General features: G+C 34.5%; 10 protein-coding genes. 7 read left to right on the top strand and 3 right to left on the bottom strand.

What is annotated here, in order from left to right:
- Positions 1-1,255 precede the first annotated feature (1,255 nt).
- The 6 genes from JN080_RS18025 (at position 1,256) to JN080_RS18000 (ending at position 6,318) form a co-directional block, all read left to right on the top strand.
- Positions 1,256-1,636: a DUF5412 domain-containing protein gene (locus tag JN080_RS18025; protein ID WP_256237371.1), complete on the top strand. Its 381-nt coding sequence runs from the start codon at positions 1,256-1,258 to the stop codon at positions 1,634-1,636.
- A gap of 167 nt (positions 1,637-1,803) precedes the next feature.
- A complete protein-coding gene (locus JN080_RS18020; RefSeq protein WP_256237370.1) occupies positions 1,804-2,115 on the top strand; it encodes a hypothetical protein in 312 nt (103 codons plus the stop codon).
- A 509-nt stretch (positions 2,116-2,624) separates the two neighbouring features.
- Complete coding sequence (locus tag JN080_RS18015; protein WP_256237369.1) at positions 2,625-3,617, top strand: DNA/RNA non-specific endonuclease; 993 nt, start codon at positions 2,625-2,627, stop codon at positions 3,615-3,617.
- 70 nt (positions 3,618-3,687) lie between these two features.
- Complete coding sequence (locus JN080_RS18010; RefSeq protein ID WP_256237368.1) at positions 3,688-4,476, top strand: DUF4230 domain-containing protein; 789 nt, start codon at positions 3,688-3,690, stop codon at positions 4,474-4,476.
- An 818-nt stretch (positions 4,477-5,294) separates the two neighbouring features.
- Positions 5,295-5,669 carry a DUF2750 domain-containing protein gene (locus JN080_RS18005; protein ID WP_256237367.1) on the top strand — a complete coding sequence of 125 codons (375 nt, stop codon included), beginning with the start codon at positions 5,295-5,297 and terminating at the stop codon, positions 5,667-5,669.
- 178 nt (positions 5,670-5,847) lie between these two features.
- Positions 5,848-6,318, top strand: coding sequence for a hypothetical protein (locus tag JN080_RS18000; RefSeq protein ID WP_256237366.1), 471 nt, complete (start codon positions 5,848-5,850; stop codon positions 6,316-6,318).
- A gap of 481 nt (positions 6,319-6,799) precedes the next feature.
- Here the strand turns inward: JN080_RS18000 and JN080_RS17995 are convergent, their stop codons facing one another.
- The 3 genes from JN080_RS17995 to JN080_RS17985 form a co-directional block, all read right to left on the bottom strand.
- Positions 6,800-7,708: a hypothetical protein gene (locus JN080_RS17995; protein WP_256237365.1), complete on the bottom strand. Its 909-nt coding sequence runs from the start codon at positions 7,706-7,708 to the stop codon at positions 6,800-6,802.
- A 101-nt stretch (positions 7,709-7,809) separates the two neighbouring features.
- A complete protein-coding gene (locus JN080_RS17990; RefSeq protein ID WP_256237364.1) occupies positions 7,810-8,088 on the bottom strand; it encodes a hypothetical protein in 279 nt (92 codons plus the stop codon).
- A 17-nt stretch (positions 8,089-8,105) separates the two neighbouring features.
- A complete protein-coding gene (locus JN080_RS17985; protein ID WP_256237362.1) occupies positions 8,106-8,957 on the bottom strand; it encodes a tyrosine-type recombinase/integrase in 852 nt (283 codons plus the stop codon).
- Between the two features lie 530 nt (positions 8,958-9,487).
- Here JN080_RS17985 and JN080_RS17980 point away from each other — a divergent pair.
- Positions 9,488-11,917 carry a helicase C-terminal domain-containing protein gene (locus tag JN080_RS17980; RefSeq protein ID WP_256237361.1) on the top strand — a complete coding sequence of 810 codons (2,430 nt, stop codon included), beginning with the start codon at positions 9,488-9,490 and terminating at the stop codon, positions 11,915-11,917.
- The last annotated feature ends 205 nt before the right edge of the window (positions 11,918-12,122 follow it).

Below are 12,122 nucleotides of genomic sequence, written 5' to 3'. Positions count from 1 at the left end.
TTGTTGCACAACACATTTAAAGAAAATCGTTATGGTTGAAGAGATTGTGAGGGTTTTCACTTAAACAAACGGGGCAGAATAGTTTAATAACGTATGGTAAAATAATACAAAAGACTTGGGGCAAACAGAAGCCGAAAGGGATGGTATATCTTTGTATTCTGTAATTTTTTTCTCCGCAGCGTTTATAATAATTGTTTTCTTAGCTATGGCAAAGACAATTAAAGATAGTCAACATAGGGATAGGGATAAGTAATGTTTATCACTGTTATTTGTTTAAATAGCAGGGGCAAGAGTTAACAACTAAAAGGCTTTGTGTACAGTTCTTTTTTATTCGACTAACGGGGCAGGTTTGTGAAAGAAGGAACTGGATAAATGTTTAGAGAATAATTTATGGGGGTGAGGTATTGTGCTAAATAAACCTCAAATGAGGGTAATGGATACGTTGTAACAAAAATAAATCGCTCTGAGAGCGATTTGCAACACTACATATTAAAGTTACCCTTTTTTACGTTATTTCTTCTTACAATCGACTTATAAAGTAGAAATCCTTGAACCACGCATAATATCAGAAGTAATACGATTCCTAAAATATTTATTTGGTTTGCTAAGGATTCGAGGGATGTCCCTTTTTTAAAAAAATTCAGGGCTATCGGCGCTGCTAGATTGTGAGTTAGATAACGTACAAACCACAAACAAAAAACCGTTAATACTGCGTTAAGAAAACAAGATGAAAAATCTTTAATAGTTGCAGTAAAAATAATGGTGATGATCGTCAGCAATAAATAAGTTACCAATAAACAACCGGTTAATACTACTATTAACTGCAATCCCCTTCACTTCGCTTCCGTTTTGTATAGGAATAACAATCCTAAATATGTCTTAAGGATTTTGTTTTGATATTATTGAAAAAGTCGTAAACGTTGTTCTTCACCAATCAATTCAAATGACATGTATATATCCCTCCCAATAATTAACTATGATAATAGAATATAATAAAATTTCAGATATTTCCATATTAAGGTATTTAAAGTAGTTTTTTTTTCTAAAGAGTTTGTGAATAAATGTACTTACACTAAAGGGTGCAAGAGTTGAAGACCAGCTGCAAACTAGGGGGGTCTTTTCTTATTGCACTAAAGGTTACTTGAAGAAGGATTTTTCTTTTATAAGGAGAACTTTTACTATATTCGAGAAGTTTGATAATGCACTTAATTATTTCTTTATGCAATTAATCGAAAAAACAAATGAGGTAAGCCAAGTGAATAAGAAAAAATTGATTATAGTAGGACTTGTTTTGATATTTATTCCTCTGGTAATTTGGATTTCTTATCATATTTATATGACTTTCTTTGCAGGTCCTACTTTAAATTATTTACCTAAAGGGGAACTAATCAAATCAGTGGACTCTCCAAATAAACAATACACTTTAAAGGCTTATGTATCTAGTGGTGGTGCAACCACTGATTTTGCCATTCGAGGCGAATTGAATTTTAACAAGGACGATAAAAATCCTAAAAATATATATTGGAACTACCACGAAGAAACTGCCAAAATCAAATGGGTAGATAATGACACTGTTGTTATAAATGGACATAAATTAGACGTTCCTGATAAAACTTTTGATTTTCGCCAAAATTAGCATTTTAACTGGATTTCATACTAATTTATCGGAGGCATTACTGAAACAACGGTAATGCCTTTTCTTCTTGAAGTAACGGGGCAGGATAGTTGAGGAAGGGAAAGCTTACAAGATGGGAATAATTATTTATAAGTAAGAGTAACAAAATGATTGCGAGGTCTTACATAATGGAAAAAGACTTTATTGAAATAGGTTCAAAAAAAATCTCATTATTCGATATTAAAAGTTATGAAGTTACAACTGAACAGGTAAAGCGAACTTATACAGAGAAACAGAAACGCAATTGGTTTGTTCGCATAATTTTACTTTTTACAAATCCTGGATTTGTTAATGAACCAAAGGAAGTTGTAGTAAGTCGTATTATTCCTTGTGATGTACTTATTATCAGAACTGTTCAGGGGGATGAATACAGGTTCTCTAAAAATGATTATGTATTTGATATACAAGAAAAAGTAAGGGAATTGAACAATTATTTATAATAAATTGTTTTTGCTACCCTATAATATCCATATATTGATGGTACAAAGTGTCCTTATTTTGACGGAGATTATGACCGACATCATATCTTAACTTAAGAAGCGAGGCATTCATTAAAATGAAAAACATTGTTTTTCTGTTCTGATACTTCGAAGCAACTTACATGAAGTGGCAGGCATTATAGACTGTTCTGGAATTTAAATGATGCAGGTTTTGGCAGTAAGGTTGTAAGACGTATTAAATTATTACACAATGCAAAATTGTATAGGTGCATATATTTATACATAATTGCCAAGCTATGCTTATTGTATTAACGCTCCCAGTTTAATGGAATAAGGAGTTTTTACCAAAACTAGGTTAATATTAATTTTTTGGAGTTAAGATAAATAGGATTTCAGCTTTGGCTTGGAATCCTATTTAAATTATATAAATTTAATCGTTACTTGAAGTATTTTAGCAGTATAATAGTACTGATATTTCTACAGATATTTACAAAAAAAGGGGACAATTTATGAAGAAATTAACCTACTTATTTATGGCGTTTTTATTAGTTTTCCTTGCAGCTTGTTCATCAAATGAAACAACTAGAAAAGAGGAAAAAGTCAAAATAAATAAAACTCAAGAAGTTAGCAAAAAGACTGCATCCACTGTTGAAAGCAAAAAAAGTACACCTGACAATAAAGCTGAAAAAACCACTAGTGAAAGCGCAGTCAGTCCAAGTGTTCCAGCCACTAGTACACCAACAAGTGTTAATGGTGACTTTGACTACAGTAAATATACACTAATTGTAGTAGATGGTGGAGATATGTCAGGTTATAGAAAGCCGAATGTCAGAGTTGATGTCGGGTTTGGGGACAGGGAATATTGGGCTTTTACAAATGAATACGGGCAGCTAATTCGTGTTGAGGCAAAAAATATAACACTCCAAAATCGGAATACTGATCATGTTTTGTCATCAGGTAGATATTACTCTAAAGAAGCAAATGTTCCTGGTACAGAGAGTCCAAACTTGGATAAAGGGCATGTGATTGCCGACTCACTTGGAGGAGTATCAAACGCATATAACATTACACCTCAGGACAGCACTCTCAACAGGCACGGCGATCAAGCTTATATGGAAAAAGTGATTCGAGATGCAGGAGGTTGTACCGATTTTGTCGCAATTATTTCATATCCAAATCCTCAGACGCAAATTCCTAACCATTATAAATTCACATACAAAATTCAGGGCAGATCCATTACAGATGAATTTGACAATGTAAACCCAGATGAAGTGAATAAAAATTTAGGGAAAACGGCAGGTACGAGTAGTACGCCACCAACGCCACCGGCAAACGGAACGGTAAGAAGCAATGAAGATCTTAGCAAGGTGGATACTAATCATAATGGAAAGGTTACGATCGCTGAAGCCAAAGCTGCTGGTTTTAAAATGCCAATTACTCGTGATTCATGGCTCTATAAATATATGGACGACCGAGATGGTGATGGAGTAGTAGGTGAATAAATTGGGTTATGCGGCGATTCATTCTTCTTATTGAAGTAACGGGCAGGGGATTAAAAGGATAAAAATTGTAATGTTAAAAATGAAGGGTGAAAAAATGAATACCAATAGAGAAATTATAGAAGAAAAAGACGAAAAAATTGCACAGCTAGAAAGACTATTAATAGAATTAAAAGAAGCACAACAGCAAAGTGCTGCAACTATTGCGATAGATCATAACTTAAGATCTGTATCTCCACCGAAAGGAATATTTAAGTTTTTCTTTAAAGCTGTTGTATTTAAGATTATTTTGGCCATCCTTGTTCTTTTAATCATCACTTTAGGAGTAATTTGGCTATTTGCGGGCAGTACCTTCAAACATAAGTCTGTCACGTTTGTTGAACACGTTCAAGAGCTATCCACATTGGCAACAGCTGAAGCCTATACGAAAGCGGTTATACACGAAAAGGATAATAAGATTTTCGGGAAAGACATCTCTAAGGATTTGCCAGGAACAAAACGTGAAGTACTATTAATTATACCTGGGACGGTAATTGCTGGTGTTGATTTGAAAGGGATTACTTCTAAGGACATGGTTATTAATGAAAAAACAAAAGAAATAGATATTACCCTTCCTCATGCAAAGCTCATCCAGGACCCATCATTACAGATGGATAAAGCACAAACCTATGAAAATGGTGGGCTTTTCCGTGCTGCTACTAAAATGGATGAGGGGTTTAAAATGGCAGCTGATGCACAAGAGCAAATTCGTCAAGATGCCATCTCTAGTGGTCTACTAGATACTGCAGAGAAAAATGCAAAAAAAGCGTTAAAGGAATTTTTTAAGAATATGGGTTATAAGGTAAATGTCACGTTTAACTAATAGGACGGCCTACCCATGCTACTTGAGACAGGCCTGTTCTGTAATTTAAATTGGGGGAACCATTGAGGTTTGTCAAATTCTACTTATTGTAGAAATCGCCAATCATTAACCAAATAACAAGAGTAAAAGATGGAGATTGCTGCGGCAGTCTTTTTTTGCTTGTTGTGCTAACGGGTGCTCTAATACAATAAAGAATAAAATTAAAGATCTAAAATTATGCGAGTTTTTATGCACTACTTGCGTATTTTTGGCTTTCTTACATTTATAAAAGATACTGCCAATAACAGTATTTTTAACTGCCAGTCGTTGTAACTACTGGATTTTAAGTGAGAATCACGACAGGAATGCTTCACTTTTAATTTTCAAAATATACCACACTCTAAAAAAACTATCCTTTTTCTGTGCTACATAGTGAACGGAGTAACTTGAAAAAAGTCGATTATTTATGTCCAAATCGTACTCTAAAACCCCCTAATTTGGACAACTTAAATGTCAATGCTACTTTTTGGGCTAAAATGCTTAAAAACTGGACATTTTAACCCAGCAAAATGATTTCCAAAATTATATGAAAACAGGAACTGGACACGTTCGCCGTCAATAAGAGGACATCTTTTATCGTCAACTATTGGACAAAATAGCTTAGTAGTAACAATAAATGTTTAAAAGTCTTATTTCGCTAACGGATGCTATTCTTCAAGAAGGAGAATAGCTTTTTCTTATTGAAGTAAAGGCCTTTAGCGAAAGAAGGTATTTTATTTCCTGCTAAAGAATTTATAGTTAAATGGATTTTTCAAATGAAGTTGCTGGAGGAAAAGGATATGAATCAAAAAGAGTTTGAATCGGTCATAAAACAACCACCAAATGTTAGGTATGAGTATTTTATTAAAAAGGTCGTAGATTATGAGGAAGTTTGGGGGCTATATGATGATGGTTGGGCAACTGCACAGGATGATGATGGAAATATGTTGATTCCTTTCTTTCCTAAAAAAGAATTTGCGGAAAACTGTGCAGTTTATGAGTGGAGTAACTTTAAAGCTGAGCCAATTGAATTGGCTGGGTTTATTAATGAATTTCTTATTCCAATGAAAGAAGATAGAGTTAAACCATCCATATTCCCGACAGACAATAATACAGCGGTGGTCGAAATAGATGTAATTTTAAGGGACTTAAATAATGAGTTAGAAAATTATTAATTAAAGACTATTTTTGAGAATCAGAAGTTTGTGAAAAAATGTACTTACGCTAACCCTTTACTTTAATAATGGTATTCAGCAATTGGGCGCTATTCCAGTGCAAGGGATTGTGTCCTTTTTAGTTAACATTTTTGACAAGAGTACTGCACAATTGACTCAGAGGAGGGAAGTATTCGAATTGAGAAACTTATTGTTGATCCCAATTTTTATTAGCATTATTATTTCATTTTCAACAGGCTGTTCGCATAATAAACCTAACGGAACAACCTCCACAACTGGGGTGGCAAATGGAATAAAAGACGAAGACCAATTCATCAAAGCCCAAAAGTGTGTTGGTAATGAAAGTAATTTTGAAGAATTTAGAAAAATCACAAATGGAAAGCAAGTCCATAAAGTAAAGGAAATTCTAAATGAACTTAAATGGGAATATGCAAAAAGAGATACTCTTCAACCGCCTGATTATCAATTTGTTTTTCAACCTAAAGACCCTAAAATAAAGGTACATGCAATATTGAACAAAATTTGGATTACTCCTGATAAAGACAGATTGGTGATTGGTCGAGGTGATAATCAGTATGCTCTTCAATTAACAAAAGAACAGTCAGCAGTTTTATTTGAAATTATATCAGGTGAAAAATTAGTGAAATGAGCACAGACAATGTTACTACTTTCTTATTCAACCCAGCTAATAGAAACTACCCAGTTATTCCATTAAAGGGCGCTTTTATGAAGTAACTAAAGCCTAATTTCTCGGTGTTGTAAACGAGAAATTAGGCTTTTTTATATTTGTTGGTTGACCCTAGGATAGCACGTTTTTTCTTGATCAGGTTAACTAAGTTAACTTAGTTTTATTGTTAACCTTTAATGATTCGATTTCTTTTTCGTTCGCCTGGAACATTTCTCCAAGGGTATTTATTTATATATCTAACCAGTTGTGAACCAGTCCTTTAATATTGCCTGTACTATCTTGAAGTTCATCAAAGATTATAGAAAGGAGGGCGAAACAAGAAATTTCTTCATTGTAGGGATTATTTTTATTGATATATTTTAAAGATAGCCATATGTGTTTAAAGGTCTTTTACCAACATGCATAACAGGGGACGGACATCGCTCCGTTCCCTGTTTTTAACTTATTTATTTTCTGTTTTTCCTTTACCTGTATCTTCATTACGATCAAATTTTTCATACAATCGAGCGAGTTTTTCATTGTATTGATCATGCACTTCTTGAAGCTTTTCTTGATATTTTCTTTCCACTTCTAAGATAGCACGTTCTCTTTCTATATCTTTCGAGTTGGTTAACTGAGTTAACTGGTTTTCAAAGTTAACCTTTAATGATTCGGTTTCTTTTTCGTTTACTTGGATCGTGCTGCTGAGCTTTTCTGTCAACTGCTCAACTTGTTTACGTTGATCTTGAACTGTTGCTTTTAATTGATGGATAGAAGATTCAAAATTACTTTCTTTTTGTTCAAATTCTGATTTCATTTGTTCTTTTTCTGCTGCATATTTCTCTTTCAACTCAACGTTCTCCGTAGCAAACCCTTTATATTCATTTACTAATGATGATAACGTATCGATCTTTTCTTTGTATTCCTGAATAAGGGCCTGGTTATTATCGTTTGTGGATCTTAATCCTTCCACTTGTTCAGATAAAGCTTGTTTGTCATTCTCAGATTGCTTTGAATCATCTTCTAATCGTTTTAATTCATCTTTTAATGTTTTAACATTACCCTGCAACTCAGAAATAGTTAACTCCTTGCTTTCTAGCTTGGTTTCTAATCCCTTCATTGCATCATCTTTTAAGTAATTAGCACGTTGAATCATATTGGCCACTAACTCATAAATGCGGGTAGTGTGCTTCTCTAATTCTGTTAAATCTTGCTTATAATCTCCGGAACCGTCCTTTAAGCTTTGAACCTCACTTACTGCTACAACTTTTTCAAACCACTCTTTTGAAGAAATCCCGGAAATATCGATCATATTCTTTACTTTGTCATATATTTCTTCACTTACTTTTACCCCAAACGTTTTGTCGGACATTTTTTTCACTCTCCAAAAGTTAACTTATTAACTATTATATATCAATAGGTTAACCGTGTTAACTAAAGTTAACCATTAAAGCAAAAATATATAAATAAATCCTAACAATTGTCACCTGTTATCCACCAGTCGAGCATTTTCCCATCATCTTCATCCCAGCATACCCAAATTTCCGTATTGTGACCTATATCCTCTTCTAACCATTCAAATCCTTCAATCAACACATAATCATTTAATTCATCATCCCAATCCATAACGGGGATTTTTAAAAGACCTGGTAGTTCTGCATCTTCGGTAAAATAATTTTTAGAAATCCATTCATGTAATTTGGTACCATCGGAAAATTCATCAACTGTAAATTTTTCTAAATCAAATTTCAATTTCCTTCCTTTCCTCCCTATAATTGATTCATTTTATTAATTAAGTCGTCTTTACTGGGGTTGGTATAAAGCAAAGTCGTATGAATATTGGAATGTCCTGCCTGGTTAGCCACTTCGTGAACGCTCATGCCTTTATTAATTGCATGAGAACAAAAGAAATGCCGTAAATCATGTGGAGTAATATCTTTCCGAAGCTTTTCAGCGTATTCTTTAAAGAGTTTATTAACCGTTGTTCTATCCATTTGTTTATTTCGATTGCTTACAAAGAGCTGTTCATTTTCAATGCCTTCTTTTTCACGTTCCTTTAACCAGGATTGAAGAGCTGCTTTTACTTTATCATTCATAAATACTGTTCTTGATTTACTACCTTTTCCGTTTTTTACAAGAATCTCACGAGACGTAATATTAAAATCATCCAATTTGAGGTTAAGAGCTTCAGAGATCCGTAATCCGGCATAAGCAAGAAGGGTCACAAGGGCATAATTTCGTTTATTCCCACTATCAAGTACCATCTGGCGAAACTTCTCAACATCTTTATACTCCACTTTGGCCAGTGAAGCATACTGCTGCTGAACTTTTACAAAATCTTTTTTCGTTAGAACCATGTCCTCCTGCATGTTGGATTCAATCAGGAATTCATTGAACTTGACTAGGGCGTTGATTTTGGTATTAATCGTTTTGGGTTTTGAATTTTTTATTGTTTTTAGGAACGAAAGATATTCTCTTATGTTTTCATGATGTAACCTCTGAAATTCGACTCCTTTTGATTGATCAAACCATTTTAGAAATCCGGAAACTGATTGAACGTATCCTTTGATTGTATTTTCACTTTTTCCATCCTTTTGGAGATATTGAATAAAGGAATCCATCCTTTTGCCACTCCCTATAAACTATGTAGAATTCTATTTTAGTAGTTCCCTTATAAACTATGTTGAAAAATATACCTAAATCATACCATCAACAGCACGAAAACTCAACATAGTTGACATTATGTTGAAAAGACTTATGAGAATAAATTTGGTTGATTTTAAATAAAACTCTTCTTATTATTAAGCTTATGTTTGCGGGAGAGTCCTGTTTATAAACTTATTAACGAATATGAAAGAAATTATTTCATAGTAAAAATCACACTTTATTAGGAAATATATAACTTCATTCTTAAGTTTTTTGTGAAAAGAAAGTATATTATTATTATTAAGATCTGTTTATGTATACTACTTCATTAGAATGACTTAATTGACTGTTAGAGATGTTATTTAGATGAATTGAGGTGTATATTATGACATTTGACTTTAGTAAATTCCTAAATCAAACAACGAAACCTAGGGAAGTCGATCCGATTAAATTATATGATAGCCTTCCAAAAGGACAAGTTAACGATTTGTGGAGGGGTCAGTACTTGGCGTTAGAAGGTTTGTCTTCAAATAGTGACAAGACAAATGTAGTGGTTAACTTAAACACCGGAGGGGGCAAAACAGTAATTGGGCTTTTAAAAGGCCAGTCCATGGCTAATGAGTCAGAAGGTCGTATTTTTTACTTGTGTGGGTCAAATCAGTTAATTAAGCAGACTGCGGCCGCTGCTGAAAAATTAGGATTAAAGGTTGCAACCTACTTTAATGGGGTTATGCAAAATGAACGTGAATTCAATCTCGGTCAGGTGCAGTGTTTAACAAACTATCAGACTCTATTTAACGGTAAAAACCGTCGCTTTCGTGATGACGTTCAAGGCATTATATTTGACGATGCTCATGTGGCTTCACATATTGTTAGAGATAACTTTACATTACGAATTACAGAGAACGAATTTCCAAGTACATATGCAACGGTTGTTGGACAAGTCCGTCCTTATTTTGAATCGATTTTTCGCACTCAAGAATTTGATCAAGTGGTAACATTCAAGGATGATCCTTCAGTTATATTCATTCCTCTTTTCGTATGGCATAACATAGTGGGAAGAGTTATAGAGGCATTAACCACTGAAGGTGTTTCATCTAATAGAAATACTTTGTTTACATGGGAACATTTACGGGATAATCTTGATCTTTGCTCTGTGTTTATAACCGGCGATACGATTGAATTTTCGACTTTTTTGCCTCCTGTGCACGAACTGCCTTTTATGTCTCATAATATTAGAAAAATATTCTTATCAGCTACTGTACAAGATGAGCCTGAATTTGTTCGTACGTTCGGTTTTTCACCAGACGCTCATGTAGACCCTAAAACAAGTGCTGGTGAGTCCGAACGATTAATAGTTGCGTCGTATATGAATCCAAAAATAAAAGATGAAATTTTTAATTATATTGTTCAACTAAGCCGTGAACAGAAAATATTAGTTATTCCCAAAAGCGATTATCGAGCTCGCAGATGGAGAGAGCATGAGATGCAGTTTTCAACGAACGACTTTTCAGATAAAGTTGAGGAATTCAAACGCGCATCATCTGGCATGTTAGTTGCGCCAGCACGTTTTGAAGGGATGGACTTTCCTGGTGATACCTGTCGTTTATTAGTTATTGATGGGCTTCCTTCTGGAACAGGGCTAATGGAGAAATTCCTGTGGAATAATTTAGGGGATAATAAATTTTTACAAGGTACAGTAGCTTCTCGGCTGGTACAATCAATGGGTAGAATTTCTCGTGGAAATGATGACTACGGTGCTGTTTTTTTACTTGGAGATGACATAGGAGATTGGATTACACGAAGAGCTAATCGTAATGCGCTCCCTCCTTTCACTAAAGCACAACTTAAGCTTGGAGAGGATTTGACCAAGGATTTAACATCCATTGAAGATCTTGCAGGTTTGGTTTCAACAGTGTTGTCTGTCCCTCGTAATGAAGGATGGACATCCATACACAAAGCACGTGTTCAACCGTTTTCAGCCACCTCTGAAGGTGTAACAAATGAAGAGGAATATCAAGGGGAGACTTTACAAACAAGGGTAGCCTTTGCGGAACGTCATTTCCTTAAACACTTATGGGATCGTAATTACAACAGAGCTATTCATGCCTTAGAACCAACTCTTGAAGAGCTTTTTCAGAATGACAAAGCGCAAGCAGCATGGCATGCTCACTGGATTGGATACGTTTATCTACTTAGTGGTAATAATTCTGCAGCAGAACGGTTTTTCAATAGATCTGGGAATGCATATCGAGCACTTGGACGAATTAGTTATCAACAGCAGTCAACACCTTCTTTGCCAATATTGATTAGTGGTGAGACACAAGCTGATCGTATTGCTAAAGTACTTAGTGAACGAGGTGATTTTAATTATGGATCATTTAGTGAGATGGACGGGCGTTTCGCAGCACTTTTTTCTGAAAAGAATTCATCAAATCAATACGAAGAAGCTCTTTATTGGCTCGGTCGTTATTTAGGGTTTGAAGCTAGTCGCCCTGATCAACTTTCAGGAATAGGACGTGGGCCAGATGTGTTTTGGTCTTCTCTGGAAGTTGACATTCTTCTCGAAAGCAAAGAAGACAAAAGAGATACTTCACAATACTCCAAAAAAGATATTGGACAATCTCACAATCATAAAGTTTGGTATAGTGAAGAGTTTCCAGAATCCCATCGGCTTAACAAGCTAATGATTATTGGACCAGATGTTCCTGCTAATCCAGCAGCTAGTCCAGGCGATATTATGCATATTTGGATGCCAAATGAAATTGCAAAGTTGGCTTCTCGAATCCGTGCATTACTGCTTGATACTTATCGTGAAACTGAGAGTGCAACATTTGTAGCTAAATTAAGTAGAAATTTAGAAGAGGTGGGACTTACATATCATGCTATATATGAGTCTCTTCCTAATAGGCCTATTAAGAGAGTTAAAGAATAATATTGCAAAGAGAATGCATTATAGCTAAAATATATGTTTCATTTGAAGCAAATAGAGAAGGTGATCTAGTAATAGGTTCACCTTTTTTTAGTTCGGACTTTTTGTTTATTTTTAGGTATTCCCTGCCCGAATTCGATTTAGGTTTTACCTAAAAATCCTTTAACCATACAATACCAAAATGTCAAATTGTTGGGCGGATTATCTC

The sequence above is a fragment of the Bacillus sp. EB600 genome (assembly GCF_024494385.1).
Classification (GTDB): Bacteria; Bacillota; Bacilli; order Bacillales; family Cytobacillaceae; genus JAEVLT01.
This window is presented reverse-complemented; position numbering and strand designations above follow the sequence as displayed.

What these genes read in the sequence shown, in the direction of transcription:
- JN080_RS18020 (WP_256237370.1), top strand. Translation starts at nt 1,804, where the DNA reads ATGGAAAAAGACTTTATTGAAATAGGTTCAAAAAAAATCTCATTATTC.
- JN080_RS18015 (WP_256237369.1), top strand. Translation starts at nt 2,625, where the DNA reads ATGAAGAAATTAACCTACTTATTTATGGCGTTTTTATTAGTTTTCCTT.
- JN080_RS18010 (WP_256237368.1), top strand. Translation starts at nt 3,688, where the DNA reads ATGTTAAAAATGAAGGGTGAAAAAATGAATACCAATAGAGAAATTATA.
- JN080_RS18005 (WP_256237367.1), top strand. Translation starts at nt 5,295, where the DNA reads ATGAATCAAAAAGAGTTTGAATCGGTCATAAAACAACCACCAAATGTT.
- JN080_RS17995 (WP_256237365.1), bottom strand. Translation starts at nt 7,708, where the DNA reads ATGTCCGACAAAACGTTTGGGGTAAAAGTAAGTGAAGAAATATATGAC.
- JN080_RS17985 (WP_256237362.1), bottom strand. Translation starts at nt 8,957, where the DNA reads ATGGATTCCTTTATTCAATATCTCCAAAAGGATGGAAAAAGTGAAAAT.